This window comes from Rhizobium sp. NZLR1 (assembly GCF_017357385.1).
In the GTDB taxonomy this organism is placed as follows: domain Bacteria; phylum Pseudomonadota; class Alphaproteobacteria; order Rhizobiales; family Rhizobiaceae; genus Rhizobium.
Map to the genome: position 1 here is coordinate 122,653 of NZ_CP071635.1, position 21,428 is coordinate 144,080.

The 21,428-nt window shown below is 57.4% G+C and carries 18 protein-coding genes and 8 pseudogenes; 11 read left to right on the forward strand and 15 right to left on the reverse strand.

Features of this window, described 5'->3' with window-relative positions; translation table 11 throughout:
* Nucleotides 1-597: 597 nt before the first annotated feature.
* Both J3O30_RS29605 and J3O30_RS29610 read left to right on the forward strand, forming a co-directional pair.
* Entirely contained in the window at nucleotides 598-1,851 is a 1,254-nt protein-coding gene (locus tag J3O30_RS29605; RefSeq protein ID WP_028756141.1) for an HAD-IA family hydrolase, read from the forward strand.
* A complete protein-coding gene (locus J3O30_RS29610) occupies nucleotides 1,838-2,677 on the forward strand; it encodes a phosphoribosyltransferase family protein (protein WP_028756140.1) in 840 nt (279 codons plus the stop codon). Before J3O30_RS29605 ends, J3O30_RS29610 begins: the two co-directional genes overlap by 14 nt.
* A gap of 757 nt (nucleotides 2,678-3,434) precedes the next feature.
* Here J3O30_RS29610 and repA read toward each other — a convergent pair.
* On the reverse strand, nucleotides 3,435-4,685 hold the full coding sequence (repA, locus tag J3O30_RS29615) for a plasmid partitioning protein RepA (RefSeq protein ID WP_077988132.1): 1,251 nt from the start codon (nucleotides 4,683-4,685) through the stop codon (nucleotides 3,435-3,437).
* A 676-nt stretch (nucleotides 4,686-5,361) separates the two neighbouring features.
* A complete protein-coding gene (locus J3O30_RS33495; protein WP_245315073.1) occupies nucleotides 5,362-6,525 on the reverse strand; it encodes a hypothetical protein in 1,164 nt (387 codons plus the stop codon).
* A gap of 1,023 nt (nucleotides 6,526-7,548) precedes the next feature.
* Between J3O30_RS33495 and nifH (J3O30_RS29625) the strand changes: the two are divergent.
* The 3 genes and pseudogenes from nifH (J3O30_RS29625) to J3O30_RS29635 all read left to right on the forward strand — a co-directional run.
* Nucleotides 7,549-7,653 (forward strand): annotated as a pseudogene (gene nifH, locus J3O30_RS29625) (nitrogenase reductase); the annotation flags it as partial.
* Between the two features lie 122 nt (nucleotides 7,654-7,775).
* Entirely contained in the window at nucleotides 7,776-7,919 is a 144-nt protein-coding gene (locus J3O30_RS29630) for a hypothetical protein (RefSeq protein ID WP_165505398.1), read from the forward strand.
* A gap of 114 nt (nucleotides 7,920-8,033) precedes the next feature.
* Entirely contained in the window at nucleotides 8,034-8,750 is a 717-nt protein-coding gene (locus J3O30_RS29635; RefSeq protein WP_077988135.1) for an NPP1 family protein, read from the forward strand.
* Nucleotides 8,751-9,177: 427 nt separating this feature from the next.
* Here the strand turns inward: J3O30_RS29635 and nifH (J3O30_RS29640) are convergent.
* The 9 genes and pseudogenes from nifH (J3O30_RS29640) to J3O30_RS33680 form a co-directional block, all read right to left on the reverse strand.
* A pseudogene (gene nifH, locus J3O30_RS29640) lies at nucleotides 9,178-9,319 on the reverse strand (nitrogenase reductase); the annotation flags it as partial.
* A 78-nt stretch (nucleotides 9,320-9,397) separates the two neighbouring features.
* Entirely contained in the window at nucleotides 9,398-9,649 is a 252-nt protein-coding gene (locus tag J3O30_RS29645) for a CoA-transferase (RefSeq protein WP_094231116.1), read from the reverse strand.
* Between the two features lie 10 nt (nucleotides 9,650-9,659).
* Complete coding sequence (gene phaC, locus J3O30_RS29650; protein ID WP_077988136.1) at nucleotides 9,660-10,766, reverse strand: class III poly(R)-hydroxyalkanoic acid synthase subunit PhaC; 1,107 nt, start codon at nucleotides 10,764-10,766, stop codon at nucleotides 9,660-9,662.
* Nucleotides 10,763-11,368, reverse strand: coding sequence for a poly(R)-hydroxyalkanoic acid synthase subunit PhaE (locus J3O30_RS29655; RefSeq protein ID WP_245315074.1), 606 nt, complete (start codon nucleotides 11,366-11,368; stop codon nucleotides 10,763-10,765). Before J3O30_RS29655 ends, phaC begins: the two co-directional genes overlap by 4 nt.
* Before the next feature lie 108 nt (nucleotides 11,369-11,476).
* Complete coding sequence (locus tag J3O30_RS29660; protein WP_131714030.1) at nucleotides 11,477-12,658, reverse strand: iron-containing alcohol dehydrogenase; 1,182 nt, start codon at nucleotides 12,656-12,658, stop codon at nucleotides 11,477-11,479.
* 55 nt (nucleotides 12,659-12,713) lie between these two features.
* Nucleotides 12,714-13,868 (reverse strand): annotated as a pseudogene (locus tag J3O30_RS29665) (thiamine pyrophosphate-dependent enzyme); the annotation flags it as partial.
* A 95-nt stretch (nucleotides 13,869-13,963) separates the two neighbouring features.
* Nucleotides 13,964-14,628, reverse strand: a pseudogene (locus tag J3O30_RS29670) (thiamine pyrophosphate-binding protein); the annotation flags it as partial.
* An 80-nt stretch (nucleotides 14,629-14,708) separates the two neighbouring features.
* Nucleotides 14,709-14,858, reverse strand: coding sequence for a hypothetical protein (locus J3O30_RS29675; RefSeq protein WP_156915363.1), 150 nt, complete (start codon nucleotides 14,856-14,858; stop codon nucleotides 14,709-14,711).
* A gap of 551 nt (nucleotides 14,859-15,409) precedes the next feature.
* On the reverse strand, nucleotides 15,410-15,538 hold the full coding sequence (locus tag J3O30_RS33680; RefSeq protein ID WP_259671699.1) for a hypothetical protein: 129 nt from the start codon (nucleotides 15,536-15,538) through the stop codon (nucleotides 15,410-15,412).
* Nucleotides 15,539-16,279: 741 nt separating this feature from the next.
* Between J3O30_RS33680 and J3O30_RS33685 the strand changes: the two genes are divergently transcribed.
* The 3 genes from J3O30_RS33685 to J3O30_RS29685 all read left to right on the forward strand — a co-directional run bounded on the left by J3O30_RS33685 (nucleotide 16,280) and on the right by J3O30_RS29685 (nucleotide 17,745).
* Nucleotides 16,280-16,414 carry a hypothetical protein gene (locus J3O30_RS33685; protein ID WP_131714032.1) on the forward strand — a complete coding sequence of 45 codons (135 nt, stop codon included), beginning with the start codon at nucleotides 16,280-16,282 and terminating at the stop codon, nucleotides 16,412-16,414.
* Nucleotides 16,415-16,726: 312 nt separating this feature from the next.
* Nucleotides 16,727-17,047: a Nif11-like leader peptide family natural product precursor gene (locus J3O30_RS29680; protein WP_094231115.1), complete on the forward strand. Its 321-nt coding sequence runs from the start codon at nucleotides 16,727-16,729 to the stop codon at nucleotides 17,045-17,047.
* Between the two features lie 137 nt (nucleotides 17,048-17,184).
* Nucleotides 17,185-17,745, forward strand: a complete 561-nt coding sequence (locus J3O30_RS29685; protein WP_207585701.1) for a hypothetical protein — start codon at nucleotides 17,185-17,187, stop codon at nucleotides 17,743-17,745.
* Between the two features lie 135 nt (nucleotides 17,746-17,880).
* Here J3O30_RS29685 and J3O30_RS33500 read toward each other — a convergent pair.
* Nucleotides 17,881-18,087: pseudogene (locus J3O30_RS33500) on the reverse strand (hypothetical protein); the annotation flags it as partial.
* 95 nt (nucleotides 18,088-18,182) lie between these two features.
* Here J3O30_RS33500 and J3O30_RS29690 point away from each other — a divergent pair.
* Nucleotides 18,183-18,934 (forward strand): IS5 family transposase gene (locus tag J3O30_RS29690; protein WP_131714033.1). Its coding sequence is split into 2 segments (ribosomal slippage): nucleotides 18,183-18,510 and nucleotides 18,510-18,934, totalling 753 coding nucleotides; the frame shifts between segments, so codons are not numbered across the junction.
* A 112-nt stretch (nucleotides 18,935-19,046) separates the two neighbouring features.
* Here the strand turns inward: J3O30_RS29690 and J3O30_RS29695 are convergent.
* Both J3O30_RS29695 and J3O30_RS29700 read right to left on the reverse strand, forming a co-directional pair.
* Nucleotides 19,047-19,280 carry a hypothetical protein gene (locus J3O30_RS29695; protein WP_131624680.1) on the reverse strand — a complete coding sequence of 78 codons (234 nt, stop codon included), beginning with the start codon at nucleotides 19,278-19,280 and terminating at the stop codon, nucleotides 19,047-19,049.
* Between the two features lie 23 nt (nucleotides 19,281-19,303).
* A pseudogene (locus J3O30_RS29700) lies at nucleotides 19,304-19,524 on the reverse strand (transposase domain-containing protein); the annotation flags it as partial.
* A gap of 306 nt (nucleotides 19,525-19,830) precedes the next feature.
* Between J3O30_RS29700 and J3O30_RS29705 the strand changes: the two are divergent.
* Together J3O30_RS29705 and J3O30_RS29710 are read left to right on the forward strand one after the other, a co-directional pair.
* Nucleotides 19,831-20,010 carry a hypothetical protein gene (locus tag J3O30_RS29705; protein ID WP_025393262.1) on the forward strand — a complete coding sequence of 60 codons (180 nt, stop codon included), beginning with the start codon at nucleotides 19,831-19,833 and terminating at the stop codon, nucleotides 20,008-20,010.
* A pseudogene (locus J3O30_RS29710) lies at nucleotides 19,997-20,729 on the forward strand (recombinase family protein); the annotation flags it as partial. The gene J3O30_RS29705 and the pseudogene J3O30_RS29710, both read left to right, overlap by 14 nt.
* A 44-nt stretch (nucleotides 20,730-20,773) precedes the next feature.
* On the opposite strand, the pseudogene J3O30_RS29715 reads toward J3O30_RS29710, so the two are convergent.
* Nucleotides 20,774-20,948: pseudogene (locus tag J3O30_RS29715) on the reverse strand (glutamate dehydrogenase); the annotation flags it as partial.
* Between the last annotated feature and the right edge of the window lie 480 nt (nucleotides 20,949-21,428).

The following is a 21,428-nucleotide window of genomic DNA, read 5'->3' on the forward strand; positions in this document are numbered from 1 at the left end:
GAGATACCGCCTAGACAAGTCAACAGAAAAAATGCCGACAACAAACTTGGCCCCCGCTCCATCGACGAAGCGGCCTTCGTCAGCCTCATTGAGTTTTCGTGGATTTTAATCGGGACGCATCGAGGCAAACTTCCTCGGCTCCGCGGTCGGGCGCGGACTAGCCTCCGATCAGGATGAACACTGACGACGCCTTTCGGACTGCAAAAGGTTAGCAAAGCATGAAGCGCAGGCCGTTCAACGTATAACTGCAGCTGCCGGAATCTGTGACAAGTCCCATCAACTTGCCTCCCGCAAGTTAACCTGCTCCCGGCCTTGACCGGAGAGATCGACGACATAGCCGTCGCCTACACCATGAATAGTGACGCCCGCAGCCGATCACCGTTGCGCAGGAGTGTGCCGAATACCCGCAAAGAGTTACGCCGCAGCCGGCCGGCCTCCTGCGCCAACGCAAGCTCATCGTCCCGTAAAGCGAAATGATCGAGGCCGATCGGGAGTTAGCCTTTCCGCAATGCGCGTTGGCCACGGCCGCGAGCTGACAGGTCCGGCAGCGAAGCGCCTCCTCCTCGATCAGACGTTGGTTTATTCTAAGGCTGGAACATGTGCGTAGCCGAACACGGCAAATCGACTGGGGTGCCTGGCGGCGGCAGCTCCCGCGGCGTTGACGCAGGACTGCACCGTCTGATTTGGAAGGCCGTTGATCAAGTCAAAATTGATGCAGTTTACCTCGTGGCGGCGCAGTTGATTGGCCACACTCGCCGTCAACTCCTCGCCTTGGATTCGATTGGTTGCTTCTTGAACATCCGGTTCGAAGCTCTGTACGCCGATGCTCGGTTCACCCCGGCCGCTAGTAGCGAGTTGAATTGTTGCCGCGGCATTATACGCAGACTGTTGACTGACCCAGGCGACCGGTTTATGTTTCCGCGACGGGTTGAAAGCGTCATTTTGCCCAAACTACGTCATGGAGATTTTATGCCGAAAATAAAAAAGCGAGCCCTGAAACGAAGTCGGCGTCGGAGTGCATTCGTCGCCATGTTGCCGATCCAGGGAACGGCTTGTACGGCGGATCGGATTGGGCTGCCCGCCCAGTTGGAAGTGGCGCATCCCGACGATCCGTTTCGGACCCGCCCACACGCCGCAGCCGAAACGGCTGCGGGACGACCAATCACAGTTACGCATCGCTTGAGGGATCGCAGATCCCGTGGAGCCACGTTGATCAGTCACATTTCTTTTGACGTCTGGAATACTCTCGTAACAGCGAACCCAAGTCATGCGACGAGGAGGACCAAGTTTCTCGCCACCTGTTTTGATAAGGAAGAAGCAGCTGTGAGGAATGCATACGCGGAGGTCAAGAAGTGGGTTAACCAACAGGCGATCGAAACGGGGTACGCCCCATCCCTGTCCGAAAATATTCGTCTGCTTATGATGCGTTGTAATGTTCAAAAAGATCCAGGTTTGATCGCAAAGGCGTTTGAGCACGTTTTTGAGAATTGCAAACCAGTTGTTTTGGACACCACGGTGAGGTTAATCCGTTCGTTGGCAGACGACGGGTTTACGCTATCAATTGGTAGCAACTCGAGTTTTATTAGCGGCACTACGATGCACAACTTTCTTGAGAGCACCTTTGGATGCGTATTTCGGTTCGGAATCTATTCCGACCTGCTTGGATATGCAAAGCCAAACGAGGCATTTTTCAACAAAATCATCAAGTCGTGCGGCGTTGCGGCCGACAACATCCTGCATGTGGGCGATGACGCCATCTGCGATCTGCAAGGTGCACGCAGCGCTGGAATGCGCGGTGCCCTGGTGGGAAGATCTGAGGACATTCAAGAGGCTGTTTATGACGCAGTTTGAGGAGTTTGCGCTTTATGAATTTCAGTCAATCGAAGATGCACCCTTTCGACCGGAACAATATTCGCGTCTGAAGTTCGGTTGCGACGAGGCCGCTCGCGAGATGGGCCACCAGATGGCAGACGCGTTCTTCGAAAAAAACGCATCCACAATACTGAACGGTCGCTGCCTGATGATTCCGTCGCCATTCAATTTCGTTCCGAATGCAGCAAATGTAATGACTATGCATTTGCTAGATCGCCTCAACAACCACATCGTTGATGCGAAAGGCAACCATGTGGAATATGCGACTGTCCCGCGAAAGATCAGTTACATGGACGATTATGGATTTCTTTCAGGGGAGGATCGCAAATCATTGATTGCTGGTGATAGGTTCTACTTCAACTCGCAACATTTCGAAGGTCGTTGTCTTCTGTTTATCGACGACGTGAAGATCACTGGCACTCACCAAAACAAGTTGGTCGAGCTCATGCGCGAGCAGCAGTTAGAGAATAAAACATTTTTCCTGTATTTTGCTCGATACACGGGCGATCGTCCTAACATAGAATCCGAGCTAAATTTTGCCGCCGTTAAGTCAATCAAGGATCTAAACCGGATCGTGGTGGAGCCTAGTCATCACATGACCGCTCGGACAATAAAATACATCCTCTCGGCAGATCCAGATGACCTCTATAACCATTTTCTAAGGTTCAGAAGCCACCGGTACCTTAAGGCTCTTTATTTCAATTGCTTAAATGAAGGGTATTACAAAATACAAAAATATCAGGCAAATATAGATCTCATTCGCAATGTTGTTAAATTAGCGGAACAGCAAATCCCTAAGTGCTAAGAGTTAGGCGGCCTGGCTTTATTCCATCGCGTTCGCTAGCTGCCCACAATACGTGCTTGGGCGGCGGCGACTGCTCGATGCGTTTTTGGACGGTATCTGCATGATAGATTATTTTGGAGAGGCTTCCTGCAATTGAAGTGCAGAACCAGTAGCGTGGCGTGCCCCGCGAATTTCCAGCCGGACGAAGTGTGCACCGCCGAATTTTGAGCCACCTCTGGCGGACCATCGGCGGTGCCCGACCTTACAGCTGCAGAACAAATATCAGGCCGGCGGAGTTGAGATTGTCACGGGAGCGGTCGGGTTAGGTACAGTCGACCCGATCCACGCGATCGGGTATGTCGGAAACAACATTGGTTCGGCGGTAGGGGTGTTTGGGACGGCCTTCCTATAAATGCTCAGGGCCATGCAAGTAGGCGTCGAGCTTTCTTGAGCATGTGAACGGGCGCGGTCATGTGTCAGGCCCCATCGTTGCGGCATCATATGCACTGCGGGCCTGTATGACGTTACGCGGATTAGGTCTAGATCGAATTTACGAGCTTTGAGCTCGTTGCACGCCCCTAATTATCCTAATCCCAATCATATCGATCATAGCCGGGCCGAGCGGCTCACGAAGGCTGTTTTCGACGATGGGACGCCTGGCGCCATTATGGTCGGTGGATTCTGCGACCAAGGATCTCGATTTCCTCGAGACAGGCGGCAATCACCAGACGCACGCGGCGTGGCCGGCATTGATGATACAACCATTAAGTCCTCTCGATTAGGAACTCGCCTTACCTGCAGTCCGCGAAGCCCTCGACACATACATCGGGGGACGGCCCCAAACCTCGGCTATGAGGTCCATTACCTCCGCATTGGTGGAATTCAGCGTTTCCATCGCTTGCTCGTACGCCGACCGGCCTACCTCTCCCGCTGACAGCTCATACAACGACCGGTTTTTCATCCAAGCTTGCCGGATCGCGTCCGATTCCCAGACGGTCGCAGTCAACAGATCATCCCCCAGCCAGTCCCGCAGTAGTGCGACTGCCTCCTGCTGTGAGACGTCACGCGGATCGTGCCCTGTCACCAAATATTTGGTGAAATCATAATTTACCGACCTCCCAGCCTTTTCGATCAAAGAGACCAAATGCGAGAAGCGGTAGAGGGACAGGCCCATTGACTTGATCTCAGGCCATTGAGGGCGGACCGTCACCAGAACGCCGGTCGCGGCTTCATACGCACCCGCGGTCAGAAAGCCTCCACGTCCACAGTGGATAACGACAACGTCGTAGCCCTGCTCGACTTCCTTGAGCGCATCCACCATTCTGATGCTAGCGTCTGGGTGCCTCAAGTCCTCATTATCGAAGCGCTTCGTACTTTCCCGTTCGAATATTTCGAGCTCGAAAGTACCCGGCACAAGATCAAGACCATCAAAATGGGTGGGTCGGATTACAGAGCTCATACTGACCCGATCGTCATCATATCTTAAAGCGCCATACATGGTCGTAGGGTGGTCGGGACAACCGATATCCGGAAAATAATAGCCGAACATTTTCGACAATGAGCCCTTCGGATCGAGATCTATAGCGAGAACGCGGTATCCTTGAAGTGCAAGGCCCTGAGCCAGATAGTACGATGTGGTGGTGCTTGCGGAGCCGGAGGCTACTGAGATGATCTGTAGTTTCTCACCCTCGCGCCTGCGCGGGCAAAACTTCAAAGCCTCTTTTGGACGGGCCGAAGCGAGATAAGCGCGGAGTTCGTTGATCTGTCGAAGCGTATAGGAGCGCCGTCCTGCGGTCCCTAGCCCCGGTGTTGGCCCCAGCCCATCAATTGACAACTGGCGCAAATAGCTGCCCGACACGCCGAGAATTTCGGCAACCTCGCCCAAGGAGAACGAGCGAAGGGTCCTGTCGTCTCGGTCTCGAAAATCAGGAGCTCCCCGCTCCCTTAGGCGATCCCAGAGTTCGTTGATACGGCGCTCGATGCGCTCCGAAGTGGTTTCCATTTGAGGTGGATTCTCAGTGGGTGGCATAAGTGACCTCGTGACGGCATTTCTTGTGCATGACGTGTTTATTCTGTCACGATTTACCACATTATCTGTGCCCGTCAACAAGCACTCTGCCGCGCCAAGAACTTGCGGCTGCATACTTTCGTCAGGGAATTCTTGTTCTCTATTCCTCTTAAGGCGGAACGAGATTTTTTGGGCGATCGTTCTGCTCCGGGGTCCGGCTTGGGCTCGTGTTCGGCGGGACGAACAATCCTCCATGCCGGCGGGGCCTCCCCACAGGAACCACTCGACCCAGCGTGCCACGACCTTCGCCGTTACCCCCTATGGCCCTGATGGCCGCGGATCGTGCGGCCCCGCTTGTCCCAATTAGCCTAAGACGTGGGCTCGCGAACTGAATCGATCCAGATTCTTGTCACAACATGACGATCGTTGCGGTGCGGCGAATGATCTCGAAGCGCACAACCCGTGCCTTCGATATCCGCGCCAGCCGGCTGAATTCAGAAGAGGTCTGGCCCAGAACATTGCGCCGCTCGCGCGCAAGATCAGACTCGTCCTCCGCGAAACAAGCGCCGCTAGGTCCCTTCCGCTGCCGGGGCGATGCCGGACCCGGCGCCGATCACGAAGATAGACGGTCATAACTTCATCGCCGGGCAACTTTCGGCGGTTCGCTTTCTCGGGCAGCGTCGTGGCGGGGCCGGCGTTAGTCCCCGATTGCAAAGCGAGCAATTGACCAGATGAAATCCGTCTGCATGGCAACGGCGGCCTTGTCGAGCTTGCCCGGATTGGTCCAGAACCAATTCGGATCCGGCGCGCCATTCGGACTGCAGGAACCGGATGGATTGGGACAGAGCGCCGGCATCGGCGGATCGACAAATCCTGCTGGCGTCGTCTTTATTCCCTTTGCGTTGACGGCGGCACGCGCATGGCAGGTGATGCAGGACGAAGTGTCGGCGAATCCGGCCTCCGTTACCGAATTGCCGAGATGCGTCGGCAAGCCGGTCGCCGAGACGAAGTCGGTCTGGCTGCCCTTCAGGCAGTAATGTTCCCACACGGGTGAAAGGCCTGCAGAGCCCATCATGGCTTTCAGTGCGTCGTTCTTTGCACAGGCGCTGTAGGGCCGATCAGGGACGTCATTCGCGTCCACGTCGGCGACAACCGCACCATAGGCATCATGGCATCCGGTATAATCGCAACGGCCTGGATTGTTCTGGTGCTCGAACGTTGCCCAGGTCCAGTTGGGCAGCACCTTACTGCTGATATGCATGGCGATTAGCGCGTATTTCTTCCCGTCAGGTGCCTCGCTGACATAATAATCGGCGCTATCGACCTCATCGGCGGGTACCCAATTTGCCTTGACTTCCATGGCGCCGACAGGAGCTGAGATCGGCCGGCCGGCATTATAGAAGGATCGCAGACCGGCCTTGGTAAAGAGCTGGTTGCAAACGATGTAATCGAAAGTCGCCTGGTTGCGGCGAACTTCTTCGCTCCCGTCGGGCGACCCATGCGGGACGAGGCCCATCGGAGCCAACTGCTGGAGGGCTGGAAGACTCAGTATTTTTGGGCTGGCCACGGGAGCGGCGATTTCCGCCGCTGCACCCGACTGTCCACAGGACGGGTCACCTTTGGCGCCCGGAAAAACCGGGCGCGGAGTGAATGTATCTTCGTTCGAAGCCCATGTTTCGAACAAAACCTTGCCAGGCGTCGCCGCGACGGGACTAGCGACATAAGCGAGGAAACGCCAAGACGCCTCGTCCGGCCTGTTGATTGCGAGGTTGGCATCGACCGACTGAGCGAAGCCGTCGAGGGGTATGGACGCCAACGTAAAAGCGGCACCCGTTGCAAGTAATCTGGAAATCCAGCGCATCTTGTTCTCCTAGCAGTTTCATCAGTCTCCGAGCTTTTTCGGAGGGGATTTTGTATTTTCGTTGCCTATTCGAGACATCCCGCCTCGCGTGGAAACCGTCGCGCGGACCGAGCGCAAGGTCATGTGTCTGGAAATAGATAATCGCAGCTGCGCGCCGCGCGCGTATGCGGCCCAGAGTCCTTTGCGATGGCGTCGAGTTAGTTCCGACGTTGTCTCCATTTCAATTTGGTTATTATTTTCGTCGCGACAGCTTTTGACGTCTTTGACGCTTTTATGCCGTCGCGTTATAAAACGCAAGGCCCGTGCCAGCCAACAAGCGCTTTGCTGCGCTGCTCCGTCGGCGCAGGCCTTTCGTCAACTCATTGAATTTTCTCAGTGGAGTGCTGAATGAAGGTCTTCGGGCCAGCGGCGCCTTGTGGACCACGTCCTTCGGCTTGGCGGTGGGATCCGACGTATATACAGCGCTTCGCCACAAGGTTTGGCTGATCCTCCGCGCACACCCTCTGCATTTGGACCTGAAAGCCATCGAGCCGACACGCTAAGTTCGGAACTTTTCATGCATGCCGCACGATCGTCCTTCGTCGGATTGATTGCCGAGGAATCGACTGGCGGCAACATCATGCCAGGCACCAGATGCGGGACGAGGTTACCTCGTTCTAGTGAATGGGACCGCTTGCCGTGACGCTTGATCGTCGTCGATCATCCCACCGGAGAGCGCTGTGGGGCAGGCGGGGCCCAAGGATTGGTTTAGCGCGATAGCACTAGCCTATCAGTGTTTTCAGGTAGGGTCGATTGTTGATGATACGATATCGTCCTCACCTTTGTCCGCTCCGCGACACGCATTCGTCTTCGCCCAATCGCGTATTTTCCGCCCACATCGCTGAAATCGCAGCAAATACTTTGTTCGTCAGCTCAATTGGCCGGCTTGGCACGAATCTTGAGAGCTATTGCGAGGCAGCGGAACGGCCGCCGCATCCGCGTTGCGGGATAACCGCATTGTTCGAACACGTGAAAGGACAAACAATAGCATCACAACATCAGATCGCATTCTGTGGAAAGCGTGGAATTGGCAAATCCACTACCTCTCAAAATACGCTGGCGGCCCTTGTTGACCACGGCCAGAAGATCGCTCGCCGAATGCGATCCTTAAGGGACAGAGGATTTCAGACCCCGTCCAACAGCCTTTCGGCCAGGCGCGTCCAGCAAGATCGGCGGCCTCGGGAAATTAGTTCGATCGAGAAGGTTTCAAGATGATTAAGCGGAAGAAAGCATTCTTCGTCAAGCGGGTCAGAGGTGGCAAGCAGGGGGTCGGCAAGGCGGATTACGGTAAGGCGGAGGTCGGCATCGGGGGCGTCGGCAAGTCCAAGCGGAAGCCTAACAAGTCTAAGCATTAACAGAACGGCGCCCAAAGACGGGAGTTCACCGCTGCGACCTACCACTAACCTCGTACGATTTAGCGTCGGCATTCATTTTGCGGACCGAATCGTTCAAACAGCGAAGGACACAACATGGCACTCACCCTTCCCCATAATCGGCGAACTCTGCTTACCGCGTTAATCTCCCTTTGCGCACTATCGGGGCCGACGCGCGCGGCTGATGTCATTGATCACGATAAGGTCCAAGGGTTTCCCGACAGCACCTCCGGCTTCCTCAAGACCTTCCAGCCCTATCTCAAGGTTTACAACGGCTGTGTCCCTTTCCCGGCCGTGGATGCCGCCGGCAACGTCAGCGGCGGCCTGAACCCGTCGGGAGCGATGGACGGCCATTGCTCACGAAGCATCGGACAGGTCTACGTCAGAGCGGAATCATCCTTCAGGGGCCAGTGCGCGATCATGTACGCTTGGTATTTTCCCAAGGAGCAGAACGTCGACGGACCCGGCAATTTAGGGCATCGGTCTGGTTGGCAGAATGTCGTCGTCTGGACGGCGAGTTGTGACAGCCAAGCGCGGGTGAACGCAGTCAGCTACTCAAGCCATGGTCATTACAACCGGAAGACAGAGCCTCACATGAGCGGAACACATCCGCTGGTCGCCTATCAGCGCAACCCATTCCCGCTCAACCCTTCACTGGTTGACACCAGGACTCGTGGCGGGATGCAGCCTGCAATAAACTGGTTCGACATGACGCCAGCAGCGAGACACACGCTTGACACCTATGTCTTCGGCAAGGGGGTGCCATTCAACGATTACAACTTCTACTACAATCTGAGCAAGGCCCTATTGTAATTAATGGGTGGCGCCGGCTTCTCGCCTTCTCGCCGGCGCCTCTTTACGAGTATCGACGATGGCATGCGCCCAAGCGCACAGTGGAGGAAACGCTGGCACACATATGATCGGAGCCTGGAGAAACCCATGCACTTCGCGGTTCGTATTAAGCAGGGCTGGATTCTGCGCGAATCACGCCGATCCTGGATGAGCACGATCATGCGCCGGGGAGTGCCAACTCATTGTCAACCCCCACGCCTCCAGGCGCCCTCATCGCGCTCTTACCGTTAAATTGCGTAGACAGCCGCTGAGCGAGTTGACATGCCTGCCCTCTCCAAAGTGCCCGCGATTGCACTGCGGCATTCTCCGTATCACATCATCTCGTAGACCTGACGCTTAGGCCGCCGCCCAGAAGGACGCTGCCGACCTACAGCATATTTCAGGATGCCTTGGCGATGTTGTTGGCTGCATAGAGTGCTACCATCTCGACCGACAGACGATGTCGGTTCCTGAGCTTTATTCTCACGGATAGGCAACGCGAAGCCGCCGCAAATAACGTCATAGGATACGTCATAGTTGTGGAAGTTAGTCCTGGCTTCTAACAGTTCTGTTTCGCTCCCTTACCACCGCCGTCGTCGCTCCGCGCAACGCCAATTGGTCGTTTCCTATCACCCGCCCAGCTCGCGATGGACGCAAGCGTCATGCGCCAGTCGGTTGAGGCCCTTGTCTTTGCCGCCGCCCGGGGCGGCGGCAAAGACAAAGGTGAGATTGCTCGGCTCGCCCGTTTCGAGGAAACGCTTCTCGACGGCGCAGATCACCGCCTCCGGCGTGCCGATGCCGCCGAATCCGGAAAAATCGGCTCTATCGCCCGAACGGATGATCGCCACGGCTTCGGCGGCGGAGACAAATTTGTTGCGCATCGCTATCCTCTTACCCGTCCCGTGCCTGGAGCCATTCAACCATGCTTTTGGTGAGCGTGCCCTGCGACTTGCTCGAAACGAACAGGCCGACATGCCCGCTCAGAAGCGGAATCTCCATATAGTCGGTGCTGCCGATCTTGCCGCCGAGCGCCTTGGAACAGGCCGGCGGAATGATATGGTCGTTCAGCGCGTAGATGTTGAGCACGGGCACGTCGATCGCGTGGAGGTCGACGATGCGGCCCGACAGCTCGAACCTGCCCTTGACCAGGCGGTTCCCCTGATAGAGCTCCTTCAGCCATTGCCGGCCGGCCGCGCCCGGGTGATCCGGCCGGTCGGCCAGCCATTTCTCCATGCGCAGGCAGTTCATCAGCAGGTCCTTGTCGCCGGCGATGTCGATGAGGTTGACATTGTACTTGGTCAGCGATTGCATCGGCGTCATGAGCGAGAAGATCAAGCTCATGAATTCGCCGGGGATGACGCCCAACGCATCGACCATGCGATCGATATCCTCTGGCGCAAGCGAGCGCGTCCAGATGTTGAGGAGGCCTTGACTGGCCGCCGGGTCGTCGATATCGGCGTGGAAGTCGATCGGCGTGATGGTCAGGACCAGGTTCTTGACCTTCTCCGGATGGAGCGCCGCATAGCAGGTGGCGAAGAAGCCGCCCTCGCAGATGCCGAGCAGCGTTACCTTGTCATGCCCCGTCTCGCGGCAGATCCGGTGCACCGCCTCGTGGATATAGTCGTCGACATAGTCGTCCATCGTCAGCCAGCGCTCGGCGCGGCCGGGCTTGCCCCAGTCGATCAGCCAGACGTCGATGCCCTTGGCGAGCAGGCTACGCACCAGCGAGCGGTCGGGCTGGAGGTCCGCGATAGTGTAGCGGCCGATCAGCCCATAGACGATGAGGACCGGCGTCTCGACGATGCGCTTGGCCGTCGGCTCGTAGCGGAACAGTTCCACCTTGTCGCGACGCATGACGAGCGTCTTCGGCGTCGCTCCGACATCGACATCCTCGTCGCGGATCCCGGCGAGCACGTCCGCCCCCTTGTGAAACTTGCCGACATTCTCGGCGAAATCCTTCAGGAAGCTGTTGAAGGCGGTTTCGCGGGGTTCGGTCATGACTCATCCCTTCCTGGTTGTGTGGCGAGGCCGCGTGCATCTTCGGCCTCATCGCGCTGTGCCCTGCGGCTGGCGCGCACCTCCCGCCTGAGTTCCGTGAACTGCCGCGTCAGCTCGTCGAAGTCGTGCTGGCTCGGAACGCCTAACAGCTTCGCGACGCTGTCGGTCATTTGCTGTTGGCGGGTGCGCAGCTCCAGCCCGGCGAGCAGCAATTCGCGCTGCGCGGCGAGGAAATCCTTAGAGCGCAGGTTGCTGATCAGTTCCTTGTTCGCAATGTCCCTCCACTTGTCGAAGGCCTTGCGCCAGCCGAAATCCTTGGCGTCTCCTTCCTTCGTGTCGGCGAGCGTCGCGCTGTAGCGTTCATAGGCCTTGCTCCACGGCACGGATGCGATGGCGTGATAGGCCGCCATGCATTGGCTCACGTCCATCCAGGCCGCCATCAGCGCGTAGACCTGCCGGTCGAGGTTCCACATGTCGGCAAGGCGCGGGGCTTCCGCCATGCGTTTGATGGTTTTTGAGATCTCGCCGCACTGCGCGACGGCAAACAGGCTGCTGTCGGCCGCGCGCGTGGTGAGGAAGGGCATCATCGAGTTGAACCACATTTTTCCAATTTCCCCTGCTCCATGCTGCTGCGCCACATTTCCGACATGCGCAGCAGCATCTGCGAGAATTCCGGTTGGTCGTCCGAGCTCGGGGTCATGGCCGGCTCACTAGTCTGCGGCCGGGCCGCGGCCCGCAAGCGCGCTGGCATAGATCGCCCGGGCCTGATCACAGTCGAGCTCGCGCGGATTATTGACCAGTAGGCGATCCTTCTGTTTCATCGCATCCTCCGCCAGCTTGGAAAGATCGCCTTCGCCGATTCCAACCGCCGAAAGCGAGCCGGGCACCCCGCAGTCTCGGCAGATCGCCTCGATCTCGGCGATGAAGGCCACAGCGTCCGCCGCATCGGACTGGCGGCGATAGCCGGGCTGGATAACGTCGGAGAGCTCGGCATAGAGCGCTTCGGCCGCCGGCCGGTTGAATTCCAACACGTAAGGCAGGACCAGCGCAACGGAGAGGCCGTGCGCCTCATGGAAGATCTCGCCGATCGGATAGGCGAGCGCATGCACCGCTGCAACCGGCGAATGGGCAAACGCCATGCCGGCCAGCATGGAGCCGAGCAGCATTTCCGAGCGCGCTTCGAGGTCAGAGCCGTCCGCGCACACTTTCCTCAGATTGGCCGACAGCAGCGCCAGCGCCTTCAGCGCGAGCCAGTCGGAGATCGGGTTCTTCTTGATCTTGCCGGTATAGGCCTCGATCGCATGCGCCATGGCGTCGATGCCCGTCTGGGCGGTGAGGTGCGGCGGCAGGCCGAGCGTCAGTTCGGGATCGAGGATCGCACAGTCCGGGAGGAGGCGCGGCGAGATCACCGCCTTCTTCTCGTTGTTTGGCGTTTTAACGATGGAGACCGGCGTCACTTCCGATCCGGTGCCGGCCGTGGTCGGCACCAGCAGCAGCGGCAGTCGGTCGCCGGTGGCACGGTCGACACCATAGATAGCATCAAGCTTGTCCGGGGTTTTGGCGAGATAGGCGACGAGCTTTGCCGTATCCAGCGCGCTGCCGCCGCCGATTGCCACGACAGTGTCGACGCCGCGCTCGCGGCAGATTTCTGCCGCCGCTTCGATGACATGCGACGGCGCGTCGACGACCACGCCGTCGAACACGGTGAGCGCGATGCCGGCTTCGGCAATCGCCGCTTCCGCATTGCGCGTCAGCCCGGCCGCCCACACCTTCTCGTCGGTGACGAGCAGCACATGGGCGGCCTTGTAGCCCTTGAGGAGCTCGCCGATCTTGCTGGACGCGCCTGCGCCGAAACGGATGTTGGTCGGGGTTTGGAAAGTAAAGGCTTTCATGCTTTTGGTCCTCACTTGGGTCTCTCGGGCGGCAGGGCGGCCTGTCCGAGGCGGTTTATCCTAGGTCGCTCAGGCGCTTCGTTGGTTTCGCTTTGCGCGAGCGCGGCTTATCGGTGAGCCCTCGCTTGTAATCCGAATGAACGATCGCCACTTCGACAACATGGACGCCGCCGCCTTCGAAAGCGGCTTCCAGCGCCGGCACCAGATCGTCCGGCGTTTCGACGCGCGTGCCCTTGGCGTGATAGGATTCGGCCAATTTCACGAAATCCGGATTGTCGAATTTGGTGCCGAAATTCTTGTAACCCTTGGAGGCCTGCTTACAGCTGATCATGCCGTAGTCCTTGTTATTCAGGATGACGATGACCAGGTTGAGCTTGAGGCGGACGGCCGTCTCCAGTTCCTGGCTGGTCATCTGGAAGCCGCCGTCGCCGCAGAGCGCCATGACGCGGTGCAAGGGATAGAGCATTGCGGCAACTATCCCCGACGGCAGTCCTGCTCCCATTGTTGCAAGAGCATTGTCGAGCAGCAGCGTATTGGGGGCATTGGTCTGGTAGTTGCGAGCGACCGAGATCTTGTACTGACCGTTGTCCAGCACCAGGATGCTGTCATGCGGCGTCATCACCTCGCTTATATCGTTGACCAAACGCTGTAGCGCGAAGCTGTCCTCCGTCGCCCGCGCGGCGGTGCGCTCGAGAATGGGCTCGCGTAGGTAAAGAAGCGCCTGCGCGTTTGGCAGCTTGCCCTCGAGGCGATCGCCCAGCGCCTTCAGCGAATGGCCGATCTCACCGATAAGCTGGTATTGCGGGGAGTAGGCCGGCTCGAATGGTGCCCCCTGTTCTGCGATGTGAATGACCTCCTGGCCGCCCTTGCGCATGATGAACGGTGGCTTTTCGGTCGTGTCGTGGCCGATCGGGAGGATCAGGTCGGCCTTGTCGATGACCTCATGCACATCCTCGCCTTCGGATAGCGCCGGCGTGCCCATATAGAGGTGGGAGCTCTCGGACACGGTGCCCTTGCCCATTTGAGTGGTAAGGAACGGAATGCCGGTGCGGATCACAAACTGCGTCATATCCGCTGCCAAGCCGAGATTAGAGGCGGCGGCACGCGAGGCGGCTGCCCCGAATATCAGAAGCGGACTTTTGGCTTCGGTGATGCGGGCGGCGATTTGATTGAGGGTCGCATCGCTTGCTATCGGCCGTTCGAACTGGTGCAGGAGGTCGGACCCCTTGACCATGCGCTTTTCGCCCTCAGGGCTGCGAGTGTTCTTTCGTTGCCTTGTCATGTCAATTCCTTTCGATTGCTGACTGTGCGAATCGTAAACTGCGCGAATCCGGTGTAGATCGGGGACGCGAGGCGACTGCCCCGAACATCAGAAGCGGACGTTTGGCTGCGGTGATGGGGCGTCGGCGCAATCATCAGAGCTCCTCCTCCTCGCATTTTTCGGCCGCAATATCTTCCGGAAGCTCAAGATACACTGGCCCCTGCTTTCCCTCCTGGGTGACGCGGAAGGACTCCCTGACCATCGACGGGATCAACTGCGCCGATGCGATTTGTATTGCGAGCTTGGTCACGGGCTTCATCACCGCGACGGCGTCGACCCTCTGAAAACCTGCCTGGGGGCGGCTCTTGATCGCTTTCTGGCCGCCAACCATCAGAAGCGGCATCCCGCCGAGAAAGGCATAGCCAGCCCCGTTGGGGAAGTTGAGCACGCCCGGACCGCAAGTGGCGAGGCAGACGCCGGTCTTGCCAGTCAGGCGGCCATAGTTCGCAGCCATGAGGGCCGCGGCCCACTCGGTGTGGGTCGGCACGAACTTTATCTTCGTCTTCGACTTGCGAATGGATTCCATGATGTCGAGGACTTCCTCGCCGGGGATGCCGAAGATGCATTTGACCCCCTGCTCCTCAAGCCCCCGCACAAAGAGGTCAGACCCCTTGACCTTGCGCTTCCGACGTTTAACAGACTGCGTCACAACAAACCTCCTGACGGTCTACTATTATATAACGGAAATAATCCGTCATAATGCATTTCTAACGTCATTAGGCAGGAGCGTCAACAGCCATTAAGCTGCCGCGCCAACAAAATTACCGGCTCTATCGGAGCAAGGCCTTTCGTGACGGCTTCGGCGGCGGAGACAATTTTGGTAGTGGACTTGCCAATTCCGCCCTTTCCATAGAATGCGATCTGACGCAGAGCTGCCATGCTTGGTGTTCCTTCATGAGTTCGAAGCAATGCGGTTATCCCGCACCGCGGATGCGGCGGCCGTTCCGCTGCCTCGCAATAGCTCTCAAGATTCGTGCCAAGCCGGCCGATTTTGCTGACGAACAACTATTCGCTGCTATTTCAACGATGTGGGCGGAAGATACGCGATTGGGCGAAAACGATTGCGCGTCGCGCAAGCTGACAAAGGTGACGACGATGTCGTAGGTTGGCGTGGAGAATTTCGGTTAATCGGGTCATCTGGAACTGCATTTGTCGACTTACGACCCGCGCAGGAAAAAATTAAGCGGAGATCGCATTGTCCCGAATTTTGATAGAGGGAGAGGCTGATCGCCGATGTCTGTCGCAAAGTAGAAGCTTCTAACGCGACCTTCTAAATTAGCACAAAATATACTGGTCTGATGCCCTCGCAAGGTGAAGCGTCAACGCCATTTTGGAAGGGCGAACGTCAAGCTGAAGCGAACTGTCGCAGAGCTATCGTTGAACAAGACCGTGCTGCAGGGGTGTCACCTTCGTTCATGCAAGCGTCATGATTATTCAGGTCGCAGGCGCACGGCGAGAGCCTCGCTGAGGTCACCCACACCAACGGGATCGTCCGCCTCCCTGCGCAAGGCCTTGGCATCATCAAGCAGGGAATCGCTGTGTTCGGACTTTTCCTGCATGCCGGACAATCGTCCTTCGGAGATCCTGCTTTCGCCTGACGTTCTTCGCTCAATTGCAACGCTCTGGCATAGTGATGGACGAAACGGTCGATCAACATGCCGTAAATCCTGTGAAAAAAGGCTTCGTGCCCGAACTCTTTATTCCGAACGGAGCGTGCGGACCTGTCATCATGACCAGCTGCAACAGCACTCCAGGCGCGCAGGGCCGAATACATTTATGAAACGGCAAGCGTCATTTGCTCGACGTCGTGGTCCCTTGAGTGGGGAGAGGCCGCTCAAACATTTTTGGCCGATGGCGGAGCAGGCGCGCGCGCCAGACGGCAACATTATGCAGGGTACCAGATGCGGGACGAGGTTACCTCGTCCTGGTGAATGGGATCGCTCGCCGCGGCGCTTGATCGTCGTCGATGATCCCACCGGAGACAGCGCTATTGGGTAAGTGGGATCGTATCCCAGGGAGTGGTTTAGCGCGATAACGCTGGCCTGCCAGTGTTTCCGGTAGGGTCGGTTGTTGATGACAATCATCGTCGTCACCTTTGTCAGCTTGCGCGACGCGCAATCGTTTTCGCCCAATCGCGTATCTTCCGCCCACATCGTTGAAATAGCAGCGAATAGTTGTTCGTCAGCTCAATCGGCCGGCTTGGCACGAATCTTGAGAGCTATTGCGAGGCAGCGGAACGGCCGCCGCATCCGCGGTGCGGGATAACCGCATTGCTTCGAACTCATGAAGGAACGCCAAGCATGGCAGCTCTGCGTCAGATCGCATTCTATGGAAAGGGCGGAATTGGCAAGTCCACTACCAAAATTGTCTCCGCCGCCGTCGCGAAAGGCCTTGCTCCGATGGAGCCGGTAATTTTGTTTGGCGCGGCAGCTTAATGGCCGTTGACGTTCCTGCCGAAAAGATCATAATTCGGACAAATGACGGATTAGTACCGTCATATCTTAATTAGACCGTCAGGAGGTTTGTTATGCCGCAATCTGATAAACGTCGGACGTGCTCGCCGGCATCCGTGATGAGGATGTCGATGTTGGAGAGACGCCGAAGACGTATCATGCTTCACGCACGGCCAAGGCTTTCTGAGCTCGAGGCGATCTGGAGATTAAAGATGTCCAAAACTGAACTTAAGCCTTTTGTTGGCGATCTGGGGAAAGACGTCAGCCTGCTGGAATACGTGAAGGAGATTAAAGATGTCTGATACTGAACTAGAGCGTTTCGTTGGCGATCTGGGGAAAGACGCCACCCTGCTGGAATACGTGAAAACGAATGCTACCGGTCTCGCATCACTGGTAGCGAGCGGAAAGACGCACGGCTACGATTTCACGATCGATGAGGCCAAAAGTTACATAAAGGCCAGAAATCCAAGTGGCATGACCGACAAACAGACCGATCCGGCTGTCGGCAAGCGCCATTCGGACGTTGTGACCTCTATCAAAGCAGTCCAGACCATCGTGGCCGCGACCACCGCCGTTGAGGCAGCGCAAGTCGTGGTCGCTGCGGTCCTCGTCTAATCAAACGGTCCCGGGGGTACTCATTCACCCCCGGACCGATGAGACAGTGGAAAATGGGAGGTAACCTCGTGGTGCATTCTGCCAAGGAACACTATCGACAGATCTTTAACCGGCGGACAACTGGAGAGGTCCGCACGTTGGCCCATATCAAGCGCTTCCTGGAGTGCCTCGGCGGTGACGTGGCCTTCAAGAGCGCGCTTTCGGAGAACGTCGACAACCCTCGTAGCGTAACGGCACGCTACGGGATTGAAGTCGATCCGATGCTACCGCTCTGGCATTCGAGCTACCGGAAATTCTATCGCGAGCCGGAGTGTGCGTCGTGGCCATTGGCTGTAACTTGGCGTGAGTATATGGACGAGATGGTATGCCATCGCGACATCCTGCGCGACCAAGGCAATATGTCGGTGGCCTCCCCTCGTTTCCATGCGTGGCGCGAGCGCCAAATGCGCCGCTGCGATGACGTGTTGGGCACATCGGCAGAGTCGATCACACACCCCGTCATTGCTTTCGAGCTGAGCGAAGGCTGCACCGGGGGCTGCTGGTTTTGCGGTCTCTCGGCGGGCCAGTTCAAAGGTTATTTTGAATATAGCAAAGAGCATGCCCACCTGTGGCGCGGCGTGGCCGCGGCCGTCCCTAATTCATCGCGCAAATCTCGGTCTGGAGGATTGGCGTGGAACCGACACTCCAATGTTGATTAGCCGGAGCTGGAGTCTGGGCGCGGTTCCTCCATTTGTTGCCCGACGAGGCGCCAAGTTCGTTTTTGGCCAAGCTTAGGGAAATGCGTTTGACACGCTGCTCATGCCCAAAGTCCGCAGAATGCGTTTATGACAGCTTCAGCGTTCGAACCGCTCTAACATCCTCTTCAATTGCGCATTCTGCATTTGGAGCTTGCGCGCTAACTTGTCCCGGAGGAGCCTGATTTCTTCGTCGAGATTGATTGCATCGTCAGAAGCGGTGAGAGCGCTTAAAGAAGGTGGGATAACGACTGCAACCCTTTCCGCCTTCTTGCCCCGTCTGCTGCGCTTTCGCGTTGCACCTTCACGAGGCTGCAAGGGCTTTAGGCTCCAAACCCAATCAAGCCATTGATCAAAATGGATCGCTGTGATTCATTATGATGACAATGGGAGTTTTGATGATGGCAGGAGAGTTCTGGCTTGATGATCAGCAGAGGGCGGTGATTGCGCCCCTACTTCCCACGAACCAACCCGGTGCTCATCGCACTGACGACCGTCGAGTGATTAGTGGAATCATCCATGTCCTGCGATCGGGTTGCCGATGGCAGGATTGTCCCACTTGCTACGGGCCTTCAACAACCATCTACAATCGCTTCCATCGCTGGTCTGCGAAAGGAATATGGCGGCGGCTGTTTGAAGCTCTGGCGCAAACAACCGATCGGGATCTTCATATGATCGACAGCACCACCGCCAAAGCCCACCGATCAGCCGCTGGCGGAAAAGGGGGGCGGATGCCGAGGCAATCGGCCGCTCGCGAGGCGGCAGATCGACAAAAATCCATGCTGTTGTCGATGGTTGCGGCCGTCCAATCGCGCTGCGAATAACGCCCGGGCAGCGCGGCGACGCACCCGTTGCCGTTCCGCTGCTCACGCCCTTGCCTGCGAGCCGCCTATGTGCCGCAGACACCGCTTATGACAGCGACACATTACGCGACTTCCTCACCGCCCGCGGCACGCAGCCGGTCATTCCCAACAATCCTACTCGAAAGCGCATACAGCCCTTCGACCCCATTGCCTACAAGCGCAGGAATATTATTGAACGCACCTTCTGCCGCCTGAAGGATTGGAGGCGCATCGCAACACGATACGACAAGCTCATGATCAACTTCGAGGCAACTTGCTACATCGCTGCTCTCGTCATTTGGTGGGCATGATTGAGTCTGGAGCCTAGTGTGGTGTGTGCGGCTGTACCGGCGTCATCGGATAAGACCGGATTAGCCGCCTCCACGGTAAGCGCGGTCCTGAGGCCACGGCCAAGGGAGGAGCTTAGTGCTGATTTGCGAGCTGGCGAGCAGTTAGAGCCTCTGCCTGCGCCATCGCGGCAGCCTTGGTTTTGAAGGGGCCGACATCGTTTTCTTCGGTGTCAGGTAACCACTTCGGAAGGAACCACCAGCCTCCGGGATGATAACGGGAACTGCTCCTCACTGAGCCGACATCCTTGGCGAAGAACCAGCCGGAGTCGATTCCATCTTGCTCCCACGAGATGCTCTGCACTGTCATGACATATCCAATCGCCGCCGATTTTATCGGAGCATTTTATCCGTGCGATATGCCCAGGGCAATAACTCGTCGATCCGACTATTGGGGTGGCCGTTGACGATCCTGGTGAGCACGTCCGCGAGATAGCCGAGCGGTTCGACATCATTGAGCTTGGCGGTCTCGATGAGCGAAGCGATGGTCGCCCAGTGTTGCCGGCGTCGGAGCCTGCAAACAATGCATTCTTGCGATTGAGAGCCATCCCCCGTTCATTCTGCCCATGTCGGCGATGAAGTCGAGGTTCGTTATCGCTGGCATCCGTATTTCGGCCAAAAGGTTTCCATTCGCCGCGTCGAAGAACGAGCGACAGGTCGGTTTCTGAAGGTTTTGGGGCCCTCAGTTGTGGTGGTCTCGATTTCGGGGTGGATGATTGATCCTTTGGTGTGCGGCGGCATGACCATGGGAACGGCACGCGTCGATCTTGCGGCGCTGATCGAACTGAACTGACTGGTCTCAAGCGGTGCGAAGGCGGCACTCTTCCGGGGTGAACATGGAATCACTTAGGAGGAAGATGATGAGATCCCGCAACACGCTGGTGCCGGCGTCGGGCCGGCAGCTCGACCTGATATTCAAAACCCGCACGCTCGACGGACTGAGCGACAAGGATCGCAAGAAGGCGATATCAACACTGGCTTGCCTGCTGATGCAGGCGGCCGGTCTGGCCGTCGAGGAGCTCAACGATGATCAGCACTGATCTGATTCCGACAGTGCTGCTTGAACGCAAGGCCGTCGTTTACGTTCGGCAGTCCACTCAGTCACAGGTGACCAATCTGGAAAGCCAGCGACGGCAGTATGATCTTGTTGACGTCGCACGACAGCGCGGCTTTCTCGACGTTGAGGTCATCGACGATGACCTCGGACGCTCTGCCAGCGGAACGGTCCGCGCGCCCCGGCTTCGATCGTCTCGTCGCCCTGCTGTGCGCCGCCAAAGTTGGTGCCGTTTTATGCTTCGATGCCTCACGGCTCGCACGTAACGGCCGCGACTGGCACCATCTGCTCGAACTATGTGGCCTCGTTGAAGCCCGCGTCATAGATCACGATGGTGTCTACAATCCATGTCGGCCCAATGATCGTCTGCTGCTGGGGATGAAGGGCAGTATCAGCGAGTTCGAACTTGGCGTGCTGAGAGCCCGCATGCTCGATGCCGCCAGATCGAAAGCGCGCCGTGGCGAATTGCGACTTTCCGTTCCGTTCGGGCATCGGGGGGCGGGGCTTGGACTGGACCCCGATCTGCGTCTGCAAGACGCAATCCGATCTATATTCGCACGCTTCCCCTAGCTTGGAAGCACGCGTCAGGTGCTGCTGTCGATGACGAAAGATCAAATCCACTTTCCGCGGCCGTCGGATGAAAGGCGCATGACCAACTTCGTCTGGACGCCGGTCCGTTATCGCAATGTAATCGGCATCCTCAAAAAGAGCTGGCTCGGGAAATTTGAACAGAGCGGTAAGTGAAATTTCTGCCTATCGTCATAGCGCCAGGCCCGAAAGGACTTGTGTGAGCCGTCGTCCATTCGGATCGTCAGACGGGCTTGCGTTAATCTCGCGCGGGTACTCCCATCTTTCGAGAATTGTCGACTCGATGTTGAGGTGCTTTGCCGCATCAGCAAGGCGTGTCACGGCCTGCTGCAACATGTTCTCCGAGCTCATTGGGCTTTTCCTTATTTCTGATGATCACCGGTATTCGTAATAGATGCTGGGCGGCAGATGTTGCCGGCCGGCTTTTGTCGCTGATCTGACACAGGTGACGACAGTGTCGCACATTTGTTGTCACGCGTTTGAAGGACCACAAGCCGGCGCGGGTTCAATGCAGCAAGTGCCGTCAGATCAAGTGGCTTCGGGTTGTTCATTTGGTCATACGGTACTCGCCCAACCGATCAGAACGGCGTTGATGTAAATGATTGAGACGGAGAAAAGCCAAGACCTCGACGCGCTGCGGCAGCGTTCATGAACGGCCTTCGATTGATATTTCCAGCAAGGCTTCTCCACGCCTCTGGCAATGATCCTGGTGACGCCGCAACATCAGCTAAAACGCTTGTCCAACCTCACTAGGCGCCGCAGCGTTATTTTCTCGATCGCTGTGCTTCTGACCGCGTATTACGGTGTCGCTAGTCA

Bases quoted from the DNA above. Each gene is read 5' to 3' on its own strand.
- J3O30_RS29695 (WP_131624680.1), bottom strand. From the start codon at position 19,280: ATGACAGTGCAGAGCATCTCGTGGGAGCAAGATGGAATCGACTCCGGC.
- J3O30_RS33495 (WP_245315073.1), bottom strand. From the start codon at position 6,525: ATGCGCTGGATTTCCAGATTACTTGCAACGGGTGCCGCTTTTACGTTG.
- J3O30_RS29630 (WP_165505398.1), top strand. From the start codon at position 7,776: ATGATTAAGCGGAAGAAAGCATTCTTCGTCAAGCGGGTCAGAGGTGGC.
- J3O30_RS29680 (WP_094231115.1), top strand. From the start codon at position 16,727: ATGTCTGATACTGAACTAGAGCGTTTCGTTGGCGATCTGGGGAAAGAC.
- J3O30_RS29705 (WP_025393262.1), top strand. From the start codon at position 19,831: ATGAGATCCCGCAACACGCTGGTGCCGGCGTCGGGCCGGCAGCTCGAC.
- phaC (WP_077988136.1), bottom strand. From the start codon at position 10,766: ATGACCGAACCCCGCGAAACCGCCTTCAACAGCTTCCTGAAGGATTTC.
- J3O30_RS33685 (WP_131714032.1), top strand. From the start codon at position 16,280: ATGGCAGCTCTGCGTCAGATCGCATTCTATGGAAAGGGCGGAATTGGC.
- J3O30_RS29605 (WP_028756141.1), top strand. From the start codon at position 598: ATGTGCGTAGCCGAACACGGCAAATCGACTGGGGTGCCTGGCGGCGGC.
- J3O30_RS33680 (WP_259671699.1), bottom strand. From the start codon at position 15,538: ATGCAGGAAAAGTCCGAACACAGCGATTCCCTGCTTGATGATGCCAAG.
- J3O30_RS29655 (WP_245315074.1), bottom strand. From the start codon at position 11,368: ATGTGGTTCAACTCGATGATGCCCTTCCTCACCACGCGCGCGGCCGAC.
- J3O30_RS29660 (WP_131714030.1), bottom strand. From the start codon at position 12,658: ATGAAAGCCTTTACTTTCCAAACCCCGACCAACATCCGTTTCGGCGCA.
- J3O30_RS29675 (WP_156915363.1), bottom strand. From the start codon at position 14,858: ATGGCAGCTCTGCGTCAGATCGCATTCTATGGAAAGGGCGGAATTGGC.
- J3O30_RS29635 (WP_077988135.1), top strand. From the start codon at position 8,034: ATGGCACTCACCCTTCCCCATAATCGGCGAACTCTGCTTACCGCGTTA.
- J3O30_RS29610 (WP_028756140.1), top strand. From the start codon at position 1,838: ATGACGCAGTTTGAGGAGTTTGCGCTTTATGAATTTCAGTCAATCGAA.
- J3O30_RS29645 (WP_094231116.1), bottom strand. From the start codon at position 9,649: ATGCGCAACAAATTTGTCTCCGCCGCCGAAGCCGTGGCGATCATCCGT.
- repA (WP_077988132.1), bottom strand. From the start codon at position 4,685: ATGCCACCCACTGAGAATCCACCTCAAATGGAAACCACTTCGGAGCGC.